Here is a 24,731-nt window from a genome sequence, read left to right on the forward strand (position 1 = left end):
AGCGGGTCTCTCAGGCCGGCAATATAGAATTGGCCATCGCGCACCTTTTGTTCGGCAACGATGATGCCCGGCTGGGTTCCCAGTCGCGACACATAGGCCTGCCAGTGCTCCGCCGCGCGTGCTTCGGGGCTCACATCACGAACCTTGGAGATGTCGAATACCGGTCCGCCTGCCTCAAGCTGTCGGGCCGCTGCGCGTGCCCGATCTATCCAGGTGTCGGGAGCGTCACCCTCGGCAACGATGCGATCCTCGACGATCGAAAGCCGAACCGATTTCGGCGGGGTCAGCGACGCCGTCAGCCGCTTCAGCACGAAATCCGGCTCAAGGCTCTGATAGAATTGCCACTGCGAATGAACGCGGGCGGGATCGACCTGGGTTCCGGACAACAGCGACTGCGGGTCGGCGGCAAGCGGGTCTCTCAGGCCGGCAATATAGAATTGGCCATCGCGCACCTTTTGTTCGGCAACGATGATGCCCGGCTGGGTACTCAGCCGCGACACATAGGCCTGCCAGCGTTGCCCGGATTGCCAGGAAAGAAAGAACCAACCGCCTGCTGGAATCAAAACCAGCAGGACTGCAGCCACCACCAGCCACGGAAATCCCTGGTTTGAGTCCTCCTGCTTCAGTTCAACGCAGGATTGCAACTGCGTCTCTATGCCGGCCAACTGCGAACTGTCGCCGTCAAACTGCTCTAATGCCTGGGAGAATTCATCATGGATGCGAAACAACACATCGCGAACGATTTCATGTAATTCCTCTGGCGGATTTCCCCGGATCACCGCGACCAAGGTCGCAAACGGTCCATCTTCCGACCAGAGACGAAGCTCTCCGAAACGGATAGTGTCTAGGCCGCTTTGTTCTTTCTCGTTAAACGAGTCTTTCACAAAATCTTGAATAGCACTAAGCATCGAAGAAATGAGTTGAGGATCTTCGCTCGTTGCATTATCGGCTGTTACATGCGCTATCAAAATCCCGGAATTGCGGTTGATGAGAAATACATGCTCTACACGATAGACAAGAGAATGCTTGAGAACAACTTCTGAGAAGCTTGCACCCGTTCTCCAAGCTTCAAATCTCCACTTGAGTCCATGCCAGGTAAATATATGTCTTAAAGTTTCATTCAGCGACTGAAAGGTCTGATCGATCTTTTCCCCGATCGACTTGCGAATTGCCGGCAGAAACACCGGGTATAATATATCCGTAAGCGTACGCGGGCTCTTCTGGATGGACCGTTGCACGGCCCTCTCGACAGCTGGCGTAAGGGCCTCGCCGAGTTGCACATGAGGCGCACGTGCGGCTGCACTGGGGAGAACACCCCCCACTGCAGACGCAAGCTGCTCAGGTTCGTCGAGCAGGTGCGCAACTCGTGAAAGCTCCGAAATTTCGCGGCCGACCAGCAACTGGCGCAGCGTTTCCATGCGAGGATCGGCGGTTGGAACTCCGTCGAGACGCGCACGATAGTCCGGATCGACGTTCCGGGCAATTTCGACCAAAAGATTAGCCAGAGCCTCGCGATCAATCTCTGGATCGTTCGAAGCTGCTCTTTGAGGAAGGCTGATTGGGTCGACGGTCGACGTCAAGTTCCGATCAACTCACTTTCCAGCTGCGTTCCGAGTTGTGCTTGCTGCCGACGGGATCCTGATTTAGACATTTTGCAACCTCGACAAACAGGCCGGCCAAAAGATTTCGGTCGGTCTTGACGTTGCTGAGATCGGAAAACATTTTCTCAATCAGCATCTGAATGCTTTCATTCTTTTGCTTGATTTCCTCACGCAGCAATTGATCGCTTCGATTTATCCGGTCCGCGACTTCGCGCTCAAGCTCGCTCAATTGATCCGACAACGCGCGCACCTGCTTTTCAAGCGCCTGATTTTGCTCGCGCAGATTCCGGTCAATCTCCTTGTCGGCCTCGGCTCGTGCATCTTTTTCGTTCCGCAATTGCGCCGCGAGCGATTCGACCTGCTTCTTTGCATTTGACTCGTACATTTCAAGATTGCGCTTGGCCTCGGATTCGACATCCTTGAAGCGCTGCAAGAACCGTTCTTCAAGCTTGGAAAAACGGCGGTCGTAGTCCTGCATCTGGTTGCCGAACAGCAGATCACGTATCTTGTCGACACCTACAGCGTCGCCGGAGACGCCGGCCTCGCGGGCCTGGACCCCCATGAAGGCCAGCCCGTTTCCATCTGCATTGCTTATCAGATTTTCGTCCGCTTTACTTGCTGAAGCGGTACTCGAAGATTCCTTAGCCATCCTTATGCCCCTTCATTTGAACACCTGCCACAGTGCAAAACTCAAAAACGCCCAAACATGTCAGCAAAATAGCCGGCCCGCAAGCCGGAATCTTCTTGCCTTAAGCCAATTCGTGGGTCCCTTTTACATCTCTTGACTAGCGGCAAATGAACGGGTTCCGAGTTACGTCGCTCGCACATCTCTTCGTTATAGCAGGCATAACCGGCTAATCTAATCGACCATTTGACGCAATCTGCTATAGAAATGAGTAATACAATGTCAGTCTATAGCTACTGGGAACTCAATTAAGTAGCGCATATTCATTAGAAGTATCTAAAATAGCGGGTCTGGCGGTGCACATACTGTCTCGCACCCGGCTGTATACTGCGACGATCAGCTTCCGATGCGGGCCCAACGGTAGAAGGAAGGTCTTGTTTCGCACGGAGAATGACTGTTCGAGAATGCGCCTCGGAATCGAGGCGTTTCGGTCGATAGCAGGGGAGCAATAGTCCCAATCACTGCAGTCATTCACACCAACGCTTCAGTGGGCTTGCATCTATTGCGTCCCGATTGCAAAAGACGTCAGGTTGCCATAGCTATTGCACGATGCCAGGACCGCAGCTCGTGGTCATGGCGTTGCCGACTCCGGGGATCGACGACATGACTATGCGGCATGCTTGGCCTTGACGTCCCTCTGCGACAGCTGGCGCCCAAGCTCGGCGGCTCGGATGCGAATGCTGCGCCCGGCTTCCAACATCGGTAGCACGACAGGAGCAAGCTCGCTCTGCAGCCAAATGGCGGCGTCGCGGCGGCTCGGAAGCGTTCGCAGGAGACTGTTTGGACGCAGTGTCGCTGAGGACCGTTTCCTTTGGCAGGAAATCGCCGGCTATGTTTCGGGACTCTTGTGCTACCTTCGAACCAGGCGCGGGTAAGACGGCGTGGCGCATAATCCCTTGGTTTCAATCGTGGTTCCTGCGCACAACGCGGAGGTAACGCTGCCGCGCGCACTCGATTGCCTTGTCGATCAGGAAATAGTGGATTGGGAGGCGATCGTCGTCGTCGACGTCTCCACGGACGCCACCGCCGCGATCATCGCCGGCTATGTGGAGCACGATGCCCGGTTTCGGACGTTGAGCGCTTCTGCGTATAGCGCCGCCGGCGCGCGCAATAGCGGGATTTCGACAGCGCGCGGACGCTGGCTCATGTTCCTGGATGCGGACGATTGGGTGGACGCCGGCTTCCTTGCGAAAATGCTGGCCGCACTTGAAGCCGCGCCCGATGCGGTCACCGCCTATTGCGGTTCCCGGCGCGTGATGCCCGATGGCGAACTCACCCCGTCGAGCATCCCGACGGAGGTTGCGATCCAGCCCTTCGAAACATTCGCGCGCCGTTGCCCCATCCGCACTCACGCGCTGCTTGTCGACCGGAAGACAATTGTCGAGTTGGGCGGCTTCGATGTTTCGCTGCGCACCTGCGAGGACTGGGATCTGTGGCAGCGCCTGGCACGTCTAGGCAAACGTTGGGTGATGGTCGACGAGTCGCTCGCTTTCTATCGGACCAGTCCCAACTCGCTCACCCGCAATTCGACACAGATGCTGGCCGATGCGGAAATCGTGATCGCCCGCGGCTTTTCTCCTGATCCCAGGGTCAAAAAGCCAGCATCGGCTCACGCCAATGGTGCGATCGAAACGAACGGCCGCACCGCTTCCGAAGCACTCGCGTGGTTCGCGTTGTGGAACGCCGCGTCGGATTGCGGCAGCGGCCGCCGCTCGATCAGCCCGCAGACCCTGCGCGCGCTCCCGGCAGGACGTAAGTGGGCGCGTGAGATCGCCAAGGTGGCCTTCGATGGCCTTATGGTAGGAAGCCTATCGGTGCCAGCGCAATTGGCTGCCAGATGGGACAGGTTCGGCGGCTCCCTCACCGAGTTGATCACCGAACTCGGCAAGGTCTGGGACGATCCCGTCGCGGGTCGCCGCGTCCAGTATCACCTTGAGGAAATGCTTCTCGACTTCGACGATCTTGCCGCGTCGCGCCGGCTGGCGCGGACGCTTGGAATTCGCGTCGATATTCGAAATCCGACCTCGATCGAACTTCCGGAAGGAATCGATCAAATTTATGCCTATCTGATGATGGATGGCCAGATCGAGGCTGTCGTGCAGTTCGGCGTACTCGGGAAAGTGACAAGGCGCCATTGGATTGAATTGGCCCGGGATTTCGTGCCCCCTAGGCGGCTTATACACAGTGCCGCGCGGCTTGCGAGGCGACCGCCTGTACATGCCCCGCAACAGGGCGCCGGTGCCGACATGTCAGACATATCTGCAGCCGAGGCATTGTTGTCCATCGCCGGACGCCGGTCCGATCGGCACAGCCACTTCGGCAAACTCGCGCGGTTGGCCGCGGAAGCGCGGAGGCTGGTTCGGTCGAGCGCCGAAGCTACAGAGCCGGTTGCACCACCGCGCCGTGCATCGGCTGCGGATGGGCACGACGATGATCGCAGGTCGTTCTGGAATCGCCGTTTCGCGACCGAGGATCCCTGGAACTACGGTTCGTCCTATGAGCAGGAAAAGTATGAGCGGCAGCTCGAAATTCTGCCTGCCGGTCCGATCGGACGGGCGCTCGAGCTGGCCTGCGCGGAGGGGCACTTCACGCGGCAGCTGGCGCCGCGAGTGGGCCATTTGACCGCAACCGACATCTCCGCCGTCGCTATCGGGCGAGCGCGCGCGCGATGCAGCGATCAGCCGAATGTCGAGTTCGGCGTACTGGATTTCTGCGCGGACACGCTGCCTGGTGAGATGGACCTGATCGTCTGTTCGGAAGTGCTCTACTATCTGGATGATCTCGCCGAGTTGCGGCGCATCGCCAAAAAAATCGTCGAGGCATTGGCGCCTGGCGGCAGTTTCATCAACGCACACGCATTCGTATTACGCGACAATGTTGAAAGGACCGGCTTCGACTGGAACACATTCGGTGCACAAGCGATCTCAGAGACGCTGGCAGGGACCGAAGGCCTCGTCCTCGATCAATCGATCCAGACCGAGCTCTATCGCATAGACCGCTTCCGCCGCCTGTCACCGGACGAGGTGGCGACGGAACCGATGATCGATCATGCGCCAATCCGCGCGCGCCTCGAAATCGGGGTCGCGCGAAATATCGTCTGGGGCGGGGCGCGGGCCCTGCGCCGCGACGTTGCGCGTAGCGAGCGGCGGCAACGTATCCCTGTCCTCATGTATCACGGCGTCGCCGATGAAGGTCCGGCCGCGCTCGCCCGTTTTCGGCTCACGCCCGCCGCATTCCACAGTCAGATGGCATGGCTGCGCGCCAATGGCTTTCACGCGATTAGGTCCGAGCAGCTGGAACGGTTCATCGCCAGCCGTCAACCTTTCGCTGGCCGCCCAGTGCTCATCACCTTCGACGACGGCTTCCAGAACTTTGCCGACCATGCCTGGCCGATCTTGCGAGCGAACGACCTGACCGCGGAAGTGTTCCTGGTGACGGACCTGGTGGGTGAAAGTGCACTGTGGGACGCCGACAGCGGTCCGCCGACACAGCTTATGGACGCCGGGACGGTGCGACGCCTCGCCGCCGAAGGTGCGTTCTTCGGAAGCCATCTGGCGACGCATCGCGCCATCGATGGTCTGTCGAGCTCCGACCTGGCCGCCGAGCTCCTGCGCTCTCGCATGTTCATCGAACGGTGGACCGGTCGGCCAACCACGGCGTTCGCGGCACCCTTTTCTGTCACCGACCGACGGCTTGGCCGGCTGGCCAAGGAGTGCGGCTATCGGATCGGCTTCGGCGGCAGACACGGGCCGGCGGACCTCGCTTGCGATCCCATCGACCTTCCGCGCATCGAGATTCGCGGGGATCGCTCACTCGATGACTTTGTAGCCAAGGTCGAGGCCGTGCTCGAAGAACGGTGAACTCGTCTCGTCAGTGTCATTTCAGTGTCCCGCCCGTTTACCTTACCTCGTTCGCAAGTCTATTGGGCGACTTGGGACACGGCTGACATCAGCTCCTGAGGGCTTGGCGCCCCAAACATGTATCGCCCACCCTCTGGAACCTCCGTGAAGCTCCAGCGGACGATCCCCTGCCGGTCCAGCAGGAACTGACCGACCAGTTGTCCGTGTCCCGTTGCCACCATCTGCTCGTCGGCTTCGGTCACTTCGTAATGGTCCATCTTGTTGAGGATTTCGGTGGCCGCAATAGGATCCATAGGACCGGGCAACTCGCCTGGTATGTCGACCCGCATATCCTTTACCGCTGCCATCGAGACCTTGTACGGCCAGTTCGTCTCGTTTTGGGTGAATTCGAGATTGGGCAGTCCAAAAGCACGATGTGAAGCGCGCTCAGGGTCGGAGGCCGCAAGCAGATTCGGCATCGGGTGGTAGCGGAAATAGAGGCGCGCCCGTTCGATCGGGGTGTTGACCACCGTCAGGCTCTCCACGCCCTTTTCGCGCAGCTCCGGATCAAGCCGCGCCTGGGCGGCGATATAGCGCCGGCAAAACGCACAATGCAGACCTCGAAACAGGCCGACCAGCACCGGTTTTTGTCCGCGATAGTCGTCAAGCGCGATCTTGCCTTCCTGGGTAATGGCGTCGAGTACCAAGTTCGGCGCACGGTCGCCCGGTTGAAGCGGTACCAAGTCACTACGCGCGGACATTTCCAACCTCCAACCCGGCTAGTCGAGAAAAGGCAGCACCACAAGCGCTTCCGGGTCGAGCCCGTGCTGGGCGCATATGCCCTGCGCCAGGGAAAAGTAGCGTTCGGCCTCGGCCAGATTGTCGAGGTCGAGATTAAGCGTTGCGAGACCATCATAGCACGGAAACAGCAGTTGGGGTTCGCCCGTTTCGCGGGCTACGTCCAGTGCTTCGTGGAACAAGCCGACCGCCAGTTCCGGACGGCCGTGGCACTGGTGGATCTGCCCAAGCACGATCAACGGCACCGCCAGGTGCTCGCGCTGGTCGAGCGCCCGGTCGATCTCGATGGCCTTCTCGGCAGCAGGCACGCCCTCCGTTGGACAGCGATCCGTGAAAGTACAACAAGCGACAGCCAGATTGGCGAGAAGGCGCGCCTGGAAACCCAAATCACCAATATGGCGCGCCACTTCAAGACCGCGCCGACAGACCTCCATCGCCTGTGCCGGATCGATAGTCGTGTAAAGCACGCCGAGATTGGTGTAGCCGCGACAGGCCGCGCCCAGTAGACCGGCGGCTTCGGCCAATTCAATGCTACGCTCAACCTGACGCACGGCTTCACGGCTTCGCCCAAGGCGAGCCAGCGCAACAGCCTTGGTATTAAGTGCCTCGGCGGTCACAAGAGTGGCATCACATCCTACCTCGGAGACATGCTCCGTTGTCAGAGTGCGTACGCAATCCAGCGCCGCGTCTGCCCATTTTACCGCGAGAGCGTGATCTCCGCTACGGAACGCCTGTCGGCCACGTTCTTGCCAGAGTTGCGCTTGCTCTATCGGAGCATCCGCTCCATCGAGGAGCGCTGCCGCTTCAGCATAGCGGGATTCTGCGTTGTCCCGCTTGCCGACGTCCCAGAGCAGCCGACCGATCTTACGCAAAACTCGCGCCGAAGCGACACGATTGGCTGACTTGCGGTATGCCTGCAACACCGTCTCGTAGTGGTGGTGCGCGATCTCGCGGCGGCCTACCGGGCCGCTCAAATCGGCAATGCGCTCTGCAATCGCCAGTTTGAGCGGTGTTTGCCCGATCGCGCCCAACGCAGTCAGTGCTCGATCGTAGAAACGAAGGGCGTCGTCGTTGGCGTATATCATGCGAGCGCGATCGCCCGCCGCCTGCAGGTAATGCGCGCCCTTCTCCCCCTCGGCGCTCTGTGCGAAATGATAACCGAGCACGGTCAAATCCTCGAGCCGTTCCGGCTTGTCGCCGCACAGTTGCTCCAAGGCAGCGCCGACCCGCCCGTGGATGTCGGTCCGGCGTTGCAGGAGCAGATTCTGGTAGATCACGTCCTGCAGCAGTGTTTGCGTAAAGCGGTAGCTTTGCGACGAGACCGAGCCTGATCCGGCAACTTCCTCGATGATTTCCGCATCGCAAAGCAGTTCGCAGCCGGCTTCTAGCCGGCCGGGGTCGGCTGTCACGGTTTTCAGAAGTGTGGCATTGAAGCGCGGGCCGATTACCGCGGCTTCCTGGGCCAACCGGCGCGCCTCTTGAGGCAGCCGGTCGACGCGAGCAAGCAACATTGCCTGGATAGTGGCGGGAATGCCGGTTGCCACTTCGCCTGCCACAGTCCGCCATCGCTGGCCCTCGCGCATCAGTACACCGCGATCGATAAGGCCGCGAATGATCTCCTCTACAAAAAAGGGGTTGCCGCCCGCGCGCTCGAGGATCTGGTCGAGAAGCCCTCCTGCGGAGTTTACCCAGCTCTCGCCGAAAAGCGCCACCAGCAGGCCGCGTCCGTCATCGCTGTTGAGCGGCGAAAGCCTCAGCGCTGTGTGACTGACCCGACTTGAGTCGAGCTGGTCATTGTCCGGCGCCGGACGATGCGTGACCAGCACCATCAACCGCGTGCGCACTAACCTGTCCATCACGAAACGTAGTGCCTCGAGCGACACGGCGTCGGCCCAGTGCAGGTCTTCGACGACAATCAACAGCGGCGACAACGCAAGCCGCCGTTCGATGATTGTGCGGACTGCGTAGAGAATTTGCCGCCGCAGCTGCTCGGGCTCGACATGCTGCAAGGTGGCATCGGGGTCGCCAAGGCCAAGCACATGGTAGAGCAAAGGCATCAGCCGCTTCGCCTCCTCGCCCTGCAGGCCGAGATCGGCAAGCAAGCCTGCGAGCTTCCCCCGCATTTCGTCCCCATTGTCGTTTTTCATCATCCCGGCAGCGCTGCGCACCACTGCGCCCAAGGCGCCAAATGATTGTTCGCCCAGCGGTGAGCACGTGGCCTGCCGCACGGCGACGTTGCGAAAACGATCCTCGTCGCCGACGCGGGCGACGAACTCGTTCACCAGCCGCGATTTCCCGATACCGGCTTCTCCGACGAGGCGGACAAGTTGGGCCGAGCCGCCGCACGCCTGGTCAAGGCTCGCCAGCATTCTATTGAGCTCCGCACCACGACCTATTATCGGCGCACTGAGGCCGAGCGCCTCGAGCCCACGCGCTGCACGCGGCGCCGCAAGCGGTGCATCCAGTCGATGGACGAGCACACTGCCAGCCTTGCCGCGAAGCACGACATCACCCAGCGACTCGTAAGAGAAGGCGTGCCGGGTCAGCCTGTGAGTGAGCTCGCCTACCAGCACCTCACCCGGTGCGGCCAGCGATTGCAGGCGTTGCGCCGTATTCACTGTATCGCCGGTCACCGAATAGGATTTGGCGGTGCCGACGCCCAATCCGCCAGTGACGACCGGACCAGTGTTTATGCCGATATGGAGTGACAGAGGCGAGCCGGAGTGGGGGGTGCTTTCGCCGAGCCGCGCCGTCCGGGCGATCATGTCGAGAGCGGCGCGAAGCGCACGTTCCGGATCGTCCTCATGCGCGACCGGCGCACCGAACAAAGCGAGCAGTGCATCGCCGATGAATTTGTCGACGAAACCGCCAAAGTTTCGCACGGCCGCCGTCAATTCCTTGAACAGTTTGTTCTGCAGCGCTTGCATGACCTCGGGGTCGAGCTGCTCGCTGAGTGTTGTGAAGCCGCAAAGGTCGGCGAACAGGACCGTTACCGTCCGGCGATCGGCGTCAGAGACGGGATACTGCCCATCTTCGCTTTCGATGTTCGGAAGCAGCGACGGAGTTCGAGAAGGCTGCACAATGGTCCGGCTTGGCGTCGGAGCAGGCCGTTCGACGGCTTTTGCGGGCGCACCGACGCTTGCCCCACATTTCGGACAGAACTCGAAATCAGGTGCGCAGCGGTAGCCGCAACTGGCACATGGCACGGGCTGGCGCCTGCCACACCTCGGACAGAAAGCGTAACCGCCCTCAACCTCGAAACCGCAGCCCGAGCAGTCCATCGAACAAGACCTCACTAGGGGCCGTGACGGCGTGATCTCGCTACGCACTTCACGGCCAAGGTTCACAAGAATGAACCGATAGCCGTCGACCAGCAAGCGGCAGCGCAAATGGGCATCGAGCGATCCGTGTGGGTCCGGTGGCAGAGCGCTGCCGATCGAGGCGGAAGCCGTCGTCGAAATCCCGAAAGGCATCAGCGTCGAGGAAGCGGCCGGATCAGACGCCAGAGGCTCACCGATAGATCGCCGTCGCTTGCGGTTGCGCACCAGAAAATCAGCCTGAAGTAGGCTCAGTTCGCCTTGATCTCTGCCTGGCCGATCTTGCGCCATCGGGCGTTTTCGCGAACCAGCTTCAGGTCGTCGGTCGCCTCGGCAAACGTCCGCAAACGGTATTGCCGGAGCAGGGCCGGGAAGAGCGCCCCTTCCGGCAGGCCGGCAAGCTGCTCGCGGACCGAGATCTTTTCGTCGATGACCCGCATGCCCCAGGCATTTTCCCGAACCTGCAATTCCGCAGCCAGATCGCGCTCTTCCGGCGCGTTTTCATCTAGCGCCGCCAGCAGGATCGAGTGGAAAAGCGCTACATAACCAATCTGTCTCAGGCCGCCCACAACCCGCACGCGCGGCAATATGGCAAGGACCAGGAACATCAGGAACAAGTTCGGCAGCAGCACTCCGTCCAGCAGCGCCTGCCTGAGATGCGGCCGCTCGAACGGAATGGAAAGACCATGCGGCCTGCCAGGCTCGATCAGGTGCCCGTTCTCGAGGACGAGCTTGCGCACGCGCTCCTCGCGGATGCCCCAGAAATAGGCCGTGGCATTGGGCAGGAACCTGCCAAATGGGCTCGATGCGGCTGCTTGCAAGGCACGTTCGAGACGCTGGCGCCTTGCGGGCTCAAGGAGCAGCCTGGAAACAAGGCTGCCGTCATGTTCCAGATGCCGCGCCATGGCAGCCGCGGCGAGCCGATCATCGATGAAAATCGGCTGGGCCATGCCGGAACGATCCCAATCGGCGACCAGATCCTCGTTGAGGGCTATCAGCGCATCGGCGGCGGTTCCAAACACCTTGTCCTGGCTGGCAAGCAGTGTACCCAGCCAGCGGCTGGCATCCGTTTCGTCGCCCACCGCTTCGAGCGCGCGCTTGTTGAGGGAGACGGGACCGGCCACGCAGGCGCTTTTGCGGCACAGTTTGTGGCGCCCCATTCCAAACAGGTTAACCTTGTCGTCGCCGACATCGAGCCATCCCGGCCCCTCCCGGCCAATTGTCTCCATGGTCATCGTCGTTCCCATGAAGCTGAAGAAGGCCGACAGCCCGTTTTCGACCGCGCCGAGCCAGGCAAGCAGGAGGGCATCGAAGGTGATCCGGTCCATCAGAAGCAGGCAGTGCAGGCCGGACTGAATCACCGGTCTGTGCTCGAATTCTTCGAGGGCCTTGCCGATCTCTTCGGGCTGCATGAACACCTCAAGGCGCTGATGCAGGACTTCGCGCAGGATCGAGCGGGCAGCGATTGCCGGGCCCGATGCAGGCCTTGCCACCGGCCGCCACACATGGCGGGCATAATCTGAAACCGGCGCATTCCAGTTCTGCTCGATGTCACGCACGACTTCCGGGCAGAGCAGCGACAGCACCGCCAGAATTTCCACCGGAGGCGTAGGGGTTGGGTCAAAGACGGCGGTCATTGGTCCCGTCTAGCCGCTTGCGGTGCAAACGCCAAGGGAGACCAGACAACAGCGGATATCAGAACCGCAGCCGGGCCATGCTCAGGAGGTCGTGGTACTGCCCGTCGGTAAACCCGGCCTTCACATGCCGGCCTTCGACCTCGAAGCCGTGTCTTGTGTAGAGACGGACGGCCGGCTCGTTGTCGGCAAAGACGGTCAATTCGACTCGCTTCAGGGCGCGCCAGTTGTCGGCCACGTCAAGCAGCGCGCCAAGTATGGCAGAGCCGATACCCTTGCCGACAAAGGCATCGTCAAGCCCGATATTGATCTCGCCGATATGCGAACGGCGCGGCGAACCCTGCACGACCAGGCTGCCATGGCCGACGACCTTGCCGTCCAACTCGGCAACGATCCAGGTGGTTTCCTGGCCGGACTTGGCGATGCGCCGCTCCACCTGCTCCACCATCTCGAAGGGCATCCTGAGCGTGCCCCAGCGGAAGCCCGGCATGTTGAAGATAGCGCAAAGCGCCTCCGCATCGCTTAGCCGGACGGACCGGAGCTGCGGCTGGATTTTCTTTGGGGATGGCGAGGTCGTGCTGGTCATGGTTTTCCCGGCAAAGGCGATCGGCCCGGCACGATGCACCGGACGTCACCTGAAAATCCAGCGGTCTCTTCAACCTATGACGCCGATTGCGAGCTAAAATACCGAGAGGCGGCGTAGAATTTGAAGACGCCGCTGATGCCGATCCAGCCGAAAAGGCCGAGCCAGCACAACGTCTTGGTCGCTGTCCAGTCAATCCGGTGCACCGCAGCGTCGGTGATAACGAGGCCAAGGATGGCAAGCAGGCCAGTGAGAAACTGCGCCAGGCCGAGCACCAGCAGTTCCTCGCGCGGCGCGCTTCTCCAGACGAGATATACACCGCCCGCACCGGCCAGGAAGATGGCGCTGTAGACCTGAGCATGGAAGGCATCGATCGGCCATGGCCAGAGGCTGCCGAATGTCAGGGGAAACAGCAACAGGCCTAGGCCATAGAGCCCAAGGATCGCCGATTCCACCGGCATGTAGCCGCGCCATGCCGGATTTAAGGTCACGCCTTTTGCAGAAGGACGGGCCTTGGCCCTCCACAGGAACAGCCCGGATACCGCGACCGAAGCGAGATAGACCAAAAACCAGAGCCAGGGAGCTTTGCGCTCGAAGTTGAAATAGCCGAGATTGATGAACGAAGCCAGCGACACGATGACGGTGAAGATGAAGGCCATGACAAGCACGAGCCTGCCGGGCGACCAGCGATTCCAGACCAGCAGCGCCGCCATCACGACCATTTCGGCGGTGTAGAAGCCGCCGAGGAAGCGGGCATTGAACGGCGTGACGGCCCAAGGCCAGCGCGGCTTGACCAGCACAGGCGCGAAAAACAGGCCGGCGCCTACGATCAGCACGATGATGACCACCACAGAGAATAGGCGCAGGGCCGCGGGAAATGGCGGGTTGTTGGATGTCGGCATGGGAGAAAGTCCCCAAGATGAATGCCCCATGGACCATCATAGTGCCGCTTGCGGCCGGTGAAAATCCGCCGAATGGAAATTGAACTGTCACCATGCCCATCTATTCGATTGGCCGTAGGATGCGTTTCGAAGTAAGATGGAGTACTGGGACCAAAGACGCCTCCGGGGGCGCATTTTCCGGAGCCTGCACGATGAACGAAGCTCAGGATCTGTTCTCGCTTCTGCGGCAATCGACCGGTGTCGATCCGCAGGCAATCGACGCGATCAAGCGAACCATCGCGGAGGGCAAGGACCGCGAACTTTGCCGCATCAATGCGCCAGCCTTCGCCAGCAAGCATGGCCTCGACGAGGAACGCGCCATAAGCGCCTTTCTCCATGCGGCACGGGTAGGCATCTTCGACATTTCCTGGAATGTTCTATGCCCCGGCTGTGGCGGCGTGCTCGACACAAACGCCACGCTGAAAACCCTGCAGAAGGACGAATACACCTGCGCGCTGTGCTCCGAGGGCTATTCGCCGACCCTCGACGAGATGGTCGAGGTGACATTCACCGTCAGTCCCCGCGTGCGCAGGATTGCCGCCCACAATCCACACGAACTGCCCTTGCTGGAATATTACCGCCAGATCTACTGGGCGTCCGGCGTCGATCTGCCGGAAGAGGATTTCGCGAAAAAGATCGAAGCGTTCTCGCTGGAGGATATCGAGCTTGCCCCCGGCGAAAAGGCGGTTCTGCCCATACAGCTTCCGTCTGAATTCGTCATCGTCTTCGAGCCGGTCACCCATTCAGCACAGTTCATCGACGTGAAGGGCGAACCAACAAAAGAGCGCCGAAGCCTCTCTTTGGTCTTCGACCGCGACCATGTCCAGAACCAGACGCTGGAGATGCAACCCGGCCCGTTGCGCATTTCGCTGGAGAACAGGACCGACACACGCGTGCTGCCGACGGTCTTCATCGCCGGCCAGGAATTGCATGGTCTCCTGGGTAAACGCCGGCCCTTCCTGACCGCCAAGCGCCTGCTCACCAACCAGACGTTCCGCGATCTCTATCGCACGGATACGCTCGACATCGACCAGCGCCTGAAAATCACCAGCCTGACCTTCCTGTTCACCGACCTGCGCGGATCGACCGAGCTTTACGAGCGGGTGGGCGATCTTTCGGCCTTCGATCTCGTGCGCGTGCATTTCCAGGTTCTGCACGAGATCGTTGCGGCGGAGGCAGGCGCGGTGGTCAAGACGATCGGTGATGCGGTGATGGCGACCTTCGCGACGCCTGATCGTGCGATTGCTGCGGCCCTCAGGATGCGCGATGCCATGCGTGAGCTCAACGACAAGAGCGGGCGCGAGGATCTGCTGCTCAAGATCGGAGTCCATGCCGGCCCGTGCATCGCCGTGTCCATGAACGAGCGACAGGACTATTTCGGCCAGACGGTCAACATTGCTTCGCGGGTCCAGAACCTTGCCAATGCACAGGCGATCTTCGCCACTCGTGCCGTGGTCGGCGACAATCTCACCGCCGATCTGTTGAACAGGAACGCGCTGACGCCCGTGCCCCACGAGGTCTCGCTGCGCGGCATCGAGCGGGAGATAGCAGTATTTATGATCCCCTGAAGATTTGGCCCCGAAGATTTGGCCGCCAAATGTTTGGGTCGTCTCGGCCCCTCACACGCGCCTGCAGACAAAATAACGATCGGCGGGCACCGAAGGCGGCGGCTGGAGGCGTTGCAACAGCGGGTGCTCGAGGGGCGTGCCGCTGACCGCGAAGCCGCCGACGCGAAGCAGGCGCGCGATCAGATCGGGAAGCCAGGTAGAGGTCACTGCGTCGCGATCGTCATAGCCGGTGCCGATGTCAGCATGAACGAGAGCCGCGTCGATGCCAATGAACCTCTTCGCCGTCTCGCGTATTTCGCCGAGCACGAAGTCTTCAGCGTCGGGAATTGAGCTGGCGTGTGCGCTAAGTTCACGGTCGAACACCACGATCCGGCGTCCGGGCAGGCGCTCGCGCAGATGGTGGTACGTCCGGCCGTTGCCGAGGCCGAGCTCGAGCACCGGCCCTTCCATCTTCGCCACCTCGGGGCAAACCTGATCGAGAATGTCGCGCTGTGCGGTCATCCTGCTGATGAAATTCTCAAGGCGAGTCATATGCGTGTGTGTCCTGAAACCAGCTCAAGAGATCAGCAATGCCCGCGACCAGAGCGGTTCACGGGTGAAACCCGAGGGCGACATGTTAACCGCCCATCGCGTCCCGGCACGTATAGAGGCGAACGATGAACCCTGCAATAACCGAACAGGCTGCCGACAGGATCATACCGGGTGGAGCGGGTGGCCCGGCGCGCGGCGGAATAGCGATCTCACTTGTAGGGATCTGCGGCGTCCCGCAGGCCGTCGCCGAGAAAGTTGAACGCCAGGATGACGAGAATGACGGGGAGCATCGGCAAAAGCAGCCATGGATAGAACGCGATGACGCTGACGCTGCGCGCCTCCGTGAGCAGGATGCCCCAGCTGGTTATCGGCGCCCTCAGGCCGAGCCCGAGGAAGCTCAGCGCCGTCTCGCCCAGGATCATGCCGGGTATGGAGATCGTCGCCGTCGCGATCAGATGCGACATGAAGCCGGGAATGAGATGCCGCCCGATGATGCGGCTGCTTCTGGCGCCCATCAATTGCGCAGCCAGAACGTAATCCTCCTCGCGCAACGCTAGAAGCTTCGAACGCACGGCCCGCGCCAATCCGGTCCAGTCGAGTAGCCCGAGGATGACGGTGATGCCGAAATAGATCAGGATCGGACTCCAGGTTATCGGCATGATCGCCGCCAGAGCCAGCCATAGCGGAATACTGGGGATTGACTGCAGAACTTCGATTATCCGCTGAACGATCAGGTCGAATATACCGCCGTGATAGCCGGCCAGTCCGCCGATGACGATGCCGAGCAGGAAGCTGAAACTGATGCCGACGAGGCCGATTGTCAGTGAAATGCGTGCGCCATAGATGATGCGCGAGAGCACGTCGCGCCCCAGCCTGTCAGTGCCGGCCAGAAAGAGCTGGCCGTTTTCGGCAGGGCAGACAAAATGCCTGTCACCTTCGATCAGGCCCCAGAACCGATAACTGTCGCCCTTGCAGAAGAAACGGATCCGCTGAACATCATCTTGATTCTCGATGTAGTTCCGCTTGAGCGTGTCCATATCCAGCGTCATCTGGCGGCCATAAACGAACGGCCCGACGAACTGGCCGTTGTGGAACAGGTGCACCCGCTGCGGCGGCGAATAGATGTAGTCCATGTTGCGCGTGTGCAGATTGTAGGGGGCCAGGAACTCGCAGATCAGTATTCCGAAATAAAGCGCTGCCAGGAATATGCCTGAAATAACGGCAAGCCGGTGCTCCCGGAATTTCCACCACATCAGCCGCAACTGCGACGCCTGAAAGACCTTCGACTGCTCCGGCGTCATCGCCTCGACCGACTCCAGGTCAAAGGGCGCGGTGGAAACGTAGTGTTGCAGCGGAGCACCCGGAGCGGGCAGCGGCGAATGCGTGCTCATTTGGTGCTACCGCCCTGCAAACGAATTCTTGGATCAAGCAGCGCCAGCGCCAGGTCGGAAATCAGGACACCGATGACCGTCAGGAAGGCGAGGAACATGAGGAACGACCCTGCCAGGTACATGTCCTGGCTTTGCAGCGCCTTGATCAGCATCGGCCCGGTCGTTTCCAAAGACAGCACGATCGCCGTGATTTCGGCGCCGGAGATGATGGCCGGCAGGATAGAGCCGATGTCGGAAATGAAGAAATTGAGCGCCATGCGCAGCGGATATTTGACCAGCGCCTTGAACGGATGAAGTCCCTTGGCGCGCGCGGTCACGACATATTGCTTGTGTAGCTCGTCGAGAAGATTGGCGCGCAGCCGCCGGATCATGCTTGCCGTGCCCCCGGTGCCGATGATCAAGACCGGAATCCAGAGATGGGCGAGTATCGACTTCGCCTTGGCCCAGCTCATCGGCTCGCCGAGATATTGCTGGTCCATGAGATGGCCGATGGATGTGCCGAACCAGATGTTGGCGAAATACATCAGGATCAGCGCCAGCATGAAGTTCGGAATGGCAAGGCCGAGAAGGCCGAAGAGAGTCAGGCCGTAGTCGCCCCAGCTGTATTGATGCGTGGCGGAGTACATGCCGATCGGAAAGGCGATGAGCCAGGTGAAGATGATCGTGACGAAGGAAACCAGCACGGTCAGCCACATTCGGTCCCCGACGACGTCGCGGACCGGCAGCTCATATTCGAAGGAATAGCCAAAATCGCCGCGCAGCATCCCGCCGACCCAGTAGAAGTAGCGAATGACCGGTGGCCGGTCGAAACCATAGTCCTTGCGCATCATCTCGATGCGATCGGAATCCACCGCTTCGCCCTGAGCCCGAAGCTCGGCAACATAGCTGTCGAAATAGTCGCCGGGTGGAAGTTCGATGATCGTGAACACCAGTGCCGATATGACCAGCAGCGTTGGAACCATCACGGCAATGCGCCAGACAAAATATCGAAGCACGCTCAGGACTCTCCAAGCCAGAATGTATCCGGCATGTAGACACCGAAATAGGCGGTCGGGTCGTAGCCGTAGAGCGCCTTGTCAGGCAGATTGCGCAGCCGCGAGGACGCCAGAACCGGCTGATGCGTTCCGTTCACGGTGCCGATCGAAAACACCTGGTCGGTGTAGATCGACAGCATTGAATTCCAGATTTCGGCACGCTCCGTGGCTTCGGTCGATGCCTTCCAGCGTTTGAGCAAAGCCATCAGCTCGACCACAGGCGGAAGATCGGGCGCCTCACCGACCTTGCCATGAGACAAGTGGTGAGCACCCCAGAGCGGCCATTGCAGCTGGTCGTCCATAGTTGGGGCCAACTGGTACGGGTTCATGTCGGCGGTCGGCACGCCATTGTCGATGCCCGACCACATCGACATCATGATCTGGCCGCCAAGCGCGCGGCTGCGGAAGATATCGCGCTGCGAAGTCCGGATGAACAGGGCGATCCCGATCTTGCGCCAGTGATCGGTGATGAGTTCGAGCGCGTCGGTTTCCAGCGTGCTTTCGCCGGCCGTCTCCACTATGATCTGCGCTGGGCGTCCGTCGGGAAGTATCCGCAGGCCGTCATCGTCACGCGTCTGAAGCCCGGCCTCGTCGAGCAGGGCATTGGCCTGGTCGGGATCATGGGCGACCCAGGCTTTCGCGAATTCCGGCCGGTAGAGCGGGCTCTCCGGCAGGACCGTATCGGCACTTTCCTGCCCCAGTCCGTAGAACACGGCCAAATTGATCTCGCGCCTATCCACAGCGAGCGAAAGGGCGCGGCGCACGCGAACGTCACGAAGAAGGCCGCGCCACACCTGGTCGGCACAATTCAGATTGGGCAGCAGCGCCAGCCGCGAACCCTGTGTGCGTTTCCAAAGATGCATCTTCACCGGGTAGCGCTTCTCCGCATCCTTCAGGAAGGAGTAGTCGGTGAAGTCAATTCCCATGCTTTGCAGGTCGCTCTCGCCCGCACCGGTCTTGGCGGAAATGATCGCCGGCGAGCTGACATTCATGACAATCCGGTCAACATAGGGCATTTGCCGGCCATTCTCGTCTATTCGATGAAAGAACGGGTTGCGCTCGAAGACGAATTGCTCGGCCGGGGGCTTGGTCCGGTTCCGCCATGGATCGAGCGTCGGCAGTTCCGGGTTCTCCGGGCGATACTGCCGCGACATGCGGATATGCAGGAGCGTCCATTTCTTGGCCCGGTTCTCCTTCATCAGGCCGGCGAGCCGAAATGGATCCTGGTATTTCTTGTGGAACTGCTTGAGATAGGTGGCCGGCAGAACCAGCGATAGCGGCGAAGCAGCAGCAAGCTTGGGCAGGAAGTCGGGATTGGGCGCATCCCAACTATAGCGGACCGTCGACGGATCGACGATCTCGAAGCGTGGCGGCTTGGCGTTCGCCAGCAGGGCAGGGGCAAGCCCGCCTTGCGAAAGCTCATCGTTCAGCCAGACATCTTCCCAGCAATAGCGAAAATCCTCCGGCGTCAGCAGGCTACCGTCAGACCATTTATGGCCTTCCCGAATCTTGAAAGTGAAGACGCGATCATCCGCTACGTCGAAACTTTCGAGAATGTCGGCTTGCAAGTTGAGCTTTTCGTCATAGCCGACCAGGCGAGCATACCCGTAGATCGTCATCATCCGGATATCTTTCTGGCTGCCGATGATCGTGCGCAGCGTGCCGCCATACTGGCCGGGCTGCCGGCCCATCGCGGCGAGGTTCAACGCGCGCGGGCTCTTGGGCAAGCGTTCGGCGAGTGCCGGCAGCGCCTTGGCCTTCAGCTGCGGCTGAAGAAATTCCGGCTCCAGATCGCCGGCGCGCGACGTGCCCGGCAGAAATGCCGAAGCCATAAGTCCAAGGACGGTGCGCCGGCTGATCAATGGCGTAACTCGCTGACATCGGCCGTACGCCGGGCCAGCACGAGGTGGCCGCCGCCAAGGTCGAGCGGCGACAGCATATCCTTGTCGCTCCCGTCGCGGAATTGCGGTCCCCATGCGCTGGTGTCGGAAGCGCCGTCGAGCTTCAGCGTTTTGAAGTCCATCGGCCTGTCGAGATCGGGGAAAGGTACTGCGGCGACCAGTGAGCGCGTGTAGGGGTGGACCGGTTTCCTAAGCAGAATTTCGCGCGGCGCGAGCTCGACGATACGGCCGCCGCACATCACCGCGATGCGGTCTGCCATGTAGTCCACCACCGCCAGGTTGTGGGATATGAACAGGTAGGTCAGGCCCAGTTCCTTCTGCAGGTCCTTCAGAAGGTTCAGGATCTGCGCCTGGACGGATACATCGAGTGCCGAAACCGGCTCGTCGCAGATCAGGAGTTCAGGCCCCAGCGCCAACGCGCGCGCGATGCCGATACGCTGACGCTGCCCGCCGGAGAAACTGTGCGGATAACGCTTTATGAAGCGCGGATCGAGCCCGATTGCCTGCATCAGGCTCTTGACCGTGACGAGTCGGGACGCGGCATTGCCACGTTGATGGATTTCCAGCGGCTCGCTCAAGATGTTCTCCACCGTCATGCGAGGTGAAAGCGACGAAACCGGGTCCTGGAAGACCATCTGGATTTTCGCGCGCAGCATGCGCAGGGCGTCTCCCTCGGCTTCCAGGACGTCGATCGGACCATCGCTGCCGTTGAAGATCACAGAGCCGCCGCTTGGTGTGACAGCCCGCATGAGGACTTTGCTGACGGTGGTTTTGCCGGAGCCGCTTTCGCCGACAAGACCCAGACACTCACCCCGCCTGATATCGAAGCTCACGCCGTCGACGGCGCGAACAGAGGTTTGATGATCTCCGCCGAACCATCCGGACTTGCGGATGGTGAAGGTCTTTGTCAGATCCCTGACCGACAGCAGGACGTCGTCCGGCCCCTTCGATGCCGGCGCCGTCTGCTTGCCGAGCAGGTTCCCGACATTCACCGGCACCTCGCGGAGCGCCTTTAGCCTTTCGCCAGGCTTCAGGTCGAAATGCGGAACGGCTGCCATCAGGCCCTTCAGGTAAGGGTGGCCTGGCCGGCGGAATATCGCCTCGACAGGTCCCGCTTCCATGATCTCGCCATGGTACATGACCACCACCTCGTCGGCGACATTGGCGACCACGCCAAGGTCGTGCGTGATCAGCAGCATCGCCATGTTCAGCTTGGCCTGAAGCCCGCGCAGCAATTGCAGGATTTGCGCCTGGATGGTGACGTCCAACGCCGTTGTCGGCTCGTCGGCGATCAACAGGGCGGGCCGGCAGATAAGCGCCATGGCGATCATGGCGCGTTGACGCAATCCTCCCGAAAGTTCAAACGGATACATGTCATAGGCGCGCTTGGGGTTGGGAAAGCCGACAAGGTCGAGCATTTCCTCGGCCCGCGCCTTGCGCTCCGCCCGCGCCATGGGCGTATGAATCTGCAGGGATTCGCTTACCTGATTGCCTACCGTGTGCAGCGGCGACAGTGATGTCATCGGCTCCTGAAAGATCTTGCCGATGCGGCTGCCTCTCAACGCCCGGATTTCGGGTCCGTCACGCGGCATCTGCAGGATATCCTGCGTCGTGCCGGGCTTTTCAGGATCGGAAAACAGGATACGGCCGCGAACATGGGCTGTGTTCGGCAAAATGCCCATCACTGCCTGGCTGAGAACCGATTTTCCGGAACCGGACTCACCTACAAGCGCAGTGACCTTGCCGGGCAAGACGCGAAGATTTGCACGTCTGACGGCATGCAACGGTCCGCCGATAATGGCAAAAGAGATGCCAACATCCTCGATCCGCAGCAGATCAACACCCGAATTCATTCTCACACCAGCCCCACTCTGGCAGCCCGCCCGGCGGCGGGCCCAGAAAGCGAGACTAACGCATTGGCAGCGCAGAGCAACTTGGATTCGAAATCGGTCGCCAGTTCCCTGGCGGAACCGGCGACCGGACTGCGCACCAAAGGCGTTCGGATCAGATCGTGGCGGTTACTGGAGCTTCCTCCGGTCGGCCGCCGACAGCCGCGCTGCATCGCGATGAAGCAGCATGACCTGCTCGGCGTCGGATATTCGGTCGTGAATCGGCTCCAGCGCACCGTCTTCATCGAGTGCGAGAGCACCCGACAGATCGGGTGAAAGCACCGTCAGCTTCTGTTTGACGCCCGCCAGTTCCTCGTTGCCGAGCGTCAGCCAGCTGTTGGCGCCGCAATAGCCGGCGAAGTCTTTGCTGGCGAGAACGCTGTGCGGATATTTCTTGGTCAGGGTCTGGAGGCGCTGGACCTCGTTTACAGCCGAGCCGAAGACAGAGAATGTGAGCCGGTCCGTAAGCCCGACATTGCCGAACATCACATTGCCGACATGCAGGCCGATGCCAAAGTTTATGTCGCCCAATCCCTGCTCCTTTCTGCGCAGATTGAGATCTTTCATGCGCGCCGTGGCCTTGTGCGCTGCCGCAAGAGCAGCCTGGCAGGCGATCTCGGACTGCGAGCGGTGCCTTTCGCAAGGGAAGACGGCAATGAAGCCATCCCCCAGGAAACTCATGATCTGCCCGCCTCTGCGATTGAAAGGTGCAGCAATGGCATCGAAGAACTGGTTCAGCGTATCGATGTAGATTTCGCGGCCGGAAGTTTCGGCAAGCCTTGTCGAGCCGCGCATATCGGCCATGACCAGTGCGGCCCGGATTGTGTCGCCCTCGCCGCGCTTGATCTGGCCGTCCAGCACGCGCCTGCCGGCGTCGCCGCCGAGATACGTGGTCATCATGTTGTCGGCCAGCTTGGTGAGCACCGCCATCTTCGTTGCGATAGCGAGATGGTTCTGGATGCGCAGCAGCGCTGAAATCATGCTGTCGCTGAAGCCTGCAGCGCTGTCGGTCGACCAGGACCCGAGCATGCCCTGACTGGTATTGCCGTTGAAGGGATGCACGAATGCCATGTAGTCGGTCACGCCCATAAGCCTGAGGTCATCGAAAACAGGAAATTCCGACGGTACCGACGGGTCGAGCCGGCGCCGCAGATGGTCGAGCTTGTTGCTGAGCAGATGGTAGTATGGGCTGGTCAGGAATCTGTCAGAATGAGCGCCGTCCTCTTTGCGGAAGCCTTCCACTTCCATGCCCTGGCCGCGAATCCAGGTGAAGCCAAGCGCGTCATAAAGCGGATGAAGCATCGAAAAGCTCAAATGCACCCGCTTCAGCGGCAGGCCGGCAGCAGCCAGCCGTTCACAAAAACCCTTTACCAATGTTTCCAGGGCGTCGCCCGCCAGCGCCGATTGGGTGAGCCAATCGGCAACCTTGTCCATGAGAATGCTGGAAATTTCTGCTTGCGCTGTGCTCATGCTGTCTTGAGACCCGTCGAAGACGAGCCATTCTCCTTTGATCCGCCCCAACACGGTCCGCTAACGACCCCAGGGATAAGACCCTCGAAGTCAATGAAGCCGGCTTTGGGCAAAAGCCGGCGAGGGGCATTATGTGGCGAGGCTGCCGCGGGAGTGCAATCACGATCCTGACATCGGGCAAAAAAACTCGTCGGCTCAGACGCGGTCAGGCCTTCACCACCGTCTCTCGGGCCAGCCCGAGGCGGCCAAAAACATTGCGTGTGTCGACGATCAGAAGAGCGTGATCAGCGACCGCCTGATAGTCGATCGCGTCGTGGTCGGTTGCAATGACGACAGCATCGAAATCCTTCAATGCCGCCTCGGTCAATTCGACCGAGCGCCGCCCCTTGATCGTCATATGCTCCCGTGTGGTCGGGATCTCGGTAACATGCGGATCGTGGAATTCCGCCTTGCCGCCCCATTCCTCGATGAGTTCAATGAGCCGCAATGAGGGGCTTTCGCGGATGTCGGGCACATTCTTCTTGTAGGCGAGCCCGATGATGAGAATGCGCGAGCGGCTGAGCGCCTTGCCGCAGCGCTGGTCCAGCGCCTTCGCCAGTTCATCGACCACATGACGCGGCATGGCCGTGTTGATCTCTGCCGCCAGCTCGATGAAGCGGGTCGGCATTTCGTATTCGCGCGCCTTCCACGTCAGGTAGAAGGGATCGATCGGAACGCAGTGCCCGCCGAGTCCGGGGCCAGGATAAAAAGGCATGTAGCCGAAGGGCTTGCTCTTTGCCGCCTCGATCACCTCCCAGATGTCGATACCCATCGCGCCGAGCACGACCTTCAACTCGTTGACCAGGGCTATGTTGACCGAGCGGAAGATGTTTTCCGTCAGCTTGACCGCCTCGGCGGTCGCCGTGGTGGAAACTGGAACGACGGTCTTGACCACGCCCTGGTAGAAAGCCTGCACGAGTATCGCCGCTTCAATGCCGTCGCCTGCCACGACCTTGGGGATCGTCGCGACTTCAAAGCTGCGGTTGCCGGGATCCTCGCGTTCGGGCGAGAAACCGAGGAAGAAGTCTATATTCGACTGCAAGCCGGTCTCTTCCAGTATCGGCTTGATCACGTCGTCGGTGGTGCCGGGATAGGTGGTCGATTCCAGCACGATCAGCTGGCCGAGACGCAAATGCTTCGCGACGGTGCCTGCCGTGTTCCTGACAAAGGAGAGGTCCGGCTCACGGTTTTTCGTCAGCGGTGTCGGAACGCAGATGATGATGACATCGCAGACGGCCAGTTCGGCAAAATCCGCAGTGCCGCGGAACCGTCCGCTCGCCACCTGGCCGGCAAGGGCTGTCGACGTCACCGCCTCAATGTAGGATTGGCCGTTGTTCAGGCTCTCGACCTTCTGGGCTTCGATGTCGAAGCCGGAAACCGGGAAGCCGACGCGTGCGATCGCAACTGCCAGCGGCAACCCGACATAGCCCAGCCCGATCACACCGACTTGCGCGGCGCGTGTCGAAATCAGGTTCAGAAGACGGTCATATGTCGATCGTGAGGCGTCCAA

The 24,731-nt window shown here is 60.6% G+C and carries 16 protein-coding genes; 2 read left to right on the plus strand and 14 right to left on the minus strand.

What is annotated here, in order from left to right; all coding sequences use genetic code 11:
• Window positions 1-1,580, minus strand: a 1,580-nt coding sequence (locus tag AC0L2K_RS14065) for a protein kinase family protein (RefSeq protein ID WP_473531606.1), incomplete at its 3' end; no start/stop codon positions are given.
• 7 nt (window positions 1,581-1,587) lie between these two features.
• Window positions 1,588-2,250 carry a coiled-coil domain-containing protein gene (locus AC0L2K_RS14070; protein WP_287240417.1) on the minus strand — a complete coding sequence of 221 codons (663 nt, stop codon included), beginning with the start codon at window positions 2,248-2,250 and terminating at the stop codon, window positions 1,588-1,590.
• A gap of 917 nt (window positions 2,251-3,167) precedes the next feature.
• On the opposite strand from AC0L2K_RS14070, the gene AC0L2K_RS14075 reads away from it, so the two are divergent.
• Complete coding sequence (locus tag AC0L2K_RS14075) at window positions 3,168-6,146, plus strand: trifunctional glycosyltransferase/class I SAM-dependent methyltransferase/polysaccharide deacetylase (protein ID WP_473531607.1); 2,979 nt, start codon at window positions 3,168-3,170, stop codon at window positions 6,144-6,146.
• Between the two features lie 59 nt (window positions 6,147-6,205).
• On the opposite strand, the gene AC0L2K_RS14080 is transcribed toward AC0L2K_RS14075, so the two are convergent.
• The 5 genes from AC0L2K_RS14080 to AC0L2K_RS14100 form a co-directional block, all read right to left on the minus strand.
• Window positions 6,206-6,886, minus strand: coding sequence for a redoxin domain-containing protein (locus AC0L2K_RS14080; protein WP_027154820.1), 681 nt, complete (start codon window positions 6,884-6,886; stop codon window positions 6,206-6,208).
• Window positions 6,887-6,904: 18 nt separating this feature from the next.
• Window positions 6,905-10,204 carry an adenylate/guanylate cyclase domain-containing protein gene (locus tag AC0L2K_RS14085; protein ID WP_473531633.1) on the minus strand — a complete coding sequence of 1,100 codons (3,300 nt, stop codon included), beginning with the start codon at window positions 10,202-10,204 and terminating at the stop codon, window positions 6,905-6,907.
• Between the two features lie 287 nt (window positions 10,205-10,491).
• Entirely contained in the window at window positions 10,492-11,877 is a 1,386-nt protein-coding gene (locus AC0L2K_RS14090) for a hypothetical protein (RefSeq protein WP_287173337.1), read from the minus strand.
• Between the two features lie 58 nt (window positions 11,878-11,935).
• The gene (locus tag AC0L2K_RS14095; protein WP_287240414.1) at window positions 11,936-12,460 is read right to left on the minus strand and encodes a GNAT family N-acetyltransferase; all 525 of its coding nucleotides are present in this window, start codon (window positions 12,458-12,460) and stop codon (window positions 11,936-11,938) included.
• A gap of 74 nt (window positions 12,461-12,534) precedes the next feature.
• Window positions 12,535-13,359 (minus strand): hypothetical protein, encoded by an 825-nt coding sequence (locus AC0L2K_RS14100; protein ID WP_473531608.1) that lies wholly within the window; start codon window positions 13,357-13,359, stop codon window positions 12,535-12,537.
• Window positions 13,360-13,550: 191 nt separating this feature from the next.
• Between AC0L2K_RS14100 and AC0L2K_RS14105 the strand changes: the two genes are divergently transcribed.
• Window positions 13,551-14,966 (plus strand): adenylate/guanylate cyclase domain-containing protein, encoded by a 1,416-nt coding sequence (locus AC0L2K_RS14105; RefSeq protein ID WP_023797974.1) that lies wholly within the window; start codon window positions 13,551-13,553, stop codon window positions 14,964-14,966.
• Window positions 14,967-15,017: 51 nt separating this feature from the next.
• Here AC0L2K_RS14105 and AC0L2K_RS14110 read toward each other — a convergent pair whose 3' ends face one another.
• The 7 genes from AC0L2K_RS14110 to AC0L2K_RS14140 form a co-directional block, all read right to left on the minus strand.
• Window positions 15,018-15,497, minus strand: a complete 480-nt coding sequence (locus tag AC0L2K_RS14110; RefSeq protein ID WP_128173712.1) for a class I SAM-dependent methyltransferase — start codon at window positions 15,495-15,497, stop codon at window positions 15,018-15,020.
• Window positions 15,498-15,706: 209 nt separating this feature from the next.
• The gene (locus AC0L2K_RS14115) at window positions 15,707-16,888 is read right to left on the minus strand and encodes an ABC transporter permease (RefSeq protein WP_091594734.1); all 1,182 of its coding nucleotides are present in this window, start codon (window positions 16,886-16,888) and stop codon (window positions 15,707-15,709) included.
• Entirely contained in the window at window positions 16,885-17,883 is a 999-nt protein-coding gene (locus AC0L2K_RS14120; RefSeq protein WP_473531609.1) for an ABC transporter permease, read from the minus strand. The genes AC0L2K_RS14115 and AC0L2K_RS14120 overlap by 4 nt, the downstream gene beginning before the upstream one ends.
• 2 nt (window positions 17,884-17,885) lie before the next feature.
• Window positions 17,886-19,754: an ABC transporter substrate-binding protein gene (locus AC0L2K_RS14125; RefSeq protein WP_473531610.1), complete on the minus strand. Its 1,869-nt coding sequence runs from the start codon at window positions 19,752-19,754 to the stop codon at window positions 17,886-17,888.
• 26 nt (window positions 19,755-19,780) lie between these two features.
• A complete protein-coding gene (locus AC0L2K_RS14130; RefSeq protein ID WP_287259353.1) occupies window positions 19,781-21,676 on the minus strand; it encodes an ABC transporter ATP-binding protein in 1,896 nt (631 codons plus the stop codon).
• Window positions 21,677-21,841: 165 nt separating this feature from the next.
• Window positions 21,842-23,182, minus strand: coding sequence for an adenylate/guanylate cyclase domain-containing protein (locus AC0L2K_RS14135; RefSeq protein ID WP_473531611.1), 1,341 nt, complete (start codon window positions 23,180-23,182; stop codon window positions 21,842-21,844).
• A gap of 205 nt (window positions 23,183-23,387) precedes the next feature.
• Complete coding sequence (locus AC0L2K_RS14140; RefSeq protein ID WP_031254512.1) at window positions 23,388-24,731, minus strand: nucleotide sugar dehydrogenase; 1,344 nt, start codon at window positions 24,729-24,731, stop codon at window positions 23,388-23,390.

The sequence above is a fragment of the Mesorhizobium sp. WSM4817 genome, assembly GCF_055811135.1.

Coding starts and splice junctions, on each gene's coding strand:
- AC0L2K_RS14070 (WP_287240417.1), bottom strand. CDS start 2,250: ATGGCTAAGGAATCTTCGAGTACCGCTTCAGCAAGTAAAGCGGACGAA.
- AC0L2K_RS14080 (WP_027154820.1), bottom strand. CDS start 6,886: ATGTCCGCGCGTAGTGACTTGGTACCGCTTCAACCGGGCGACCGTGCG.
- AC0L2K_RS14085 (WP_473531633.1), bottom strand. CDS start 10,204: ATGGACTGCTCGGGCTGCGGTTTCGAGGTTGAGGGCGGTTACGCTTTC.
- AC0L2K_RS14090 (WP_287173337.1), bottom strand. CDS start 11,877: ATGACCGCCGTCTTTGACCCAACCCCTACGCCTCCGGTGGAAATTCTG.
- AC0L2K_RS14095 (WP_287240414.1), bottom strand. CDS start 12,460: ATGACCAGCACGACCTCGCCATCCCCAAAGAAAATCCAGCCGCAGCTC.
- AC0L2K_RS14100 (WP_473531608.1), bottom strand. CDS start 13,359: ATGCCGACATCCAACAACCCGCCATTTCCCGCGGCCCTGCGCCTATTC.
- AC0L2K_RS14105 (WP_023797974.1), top strand. CDS start 13,551: ATGAACGAAGCTCAGGATCTGTTCTCGCTTCTGCGGCAATCGACCGGT.
- AC0L2K_RS14110 (WP_128173712.1), bottom strand. CDS start 15,497: ATGACTCGCCTTGAGAATTTCATCAGCAGGATGACCGCACAGCGCGAC.
- AC0L2K_RS14115 (WP_091594734.1), bottom strand. CDS start 16,888: ATGAGCACGCATTCGCCGCTGCCCGCTCCGGGTGCTCCGCTGCAACAC.
- AC0L2K_RS14125 (WP_473531610.1), bottom strand. CDS start 19,754: ATGGCTTCGGCATTTCTGCCGGGCACGTCGCGCGCCGGCGATCTGGAG.
- AC0L2K_RS14130 (WP_287259353.1), bottom strand. CDS start 21,676: ATGAATTCGGGTGTTGATCTGCTGCGGATCGAGGATGTTGGCATCTCT.
- AC0L2K_RS14135 (WP_473531611.1), bottom strand. CDS start 23,182: ATGAGCACAGCGCAAGCAGAAATTTCCAGCATTCTCATGGACAAGGTT.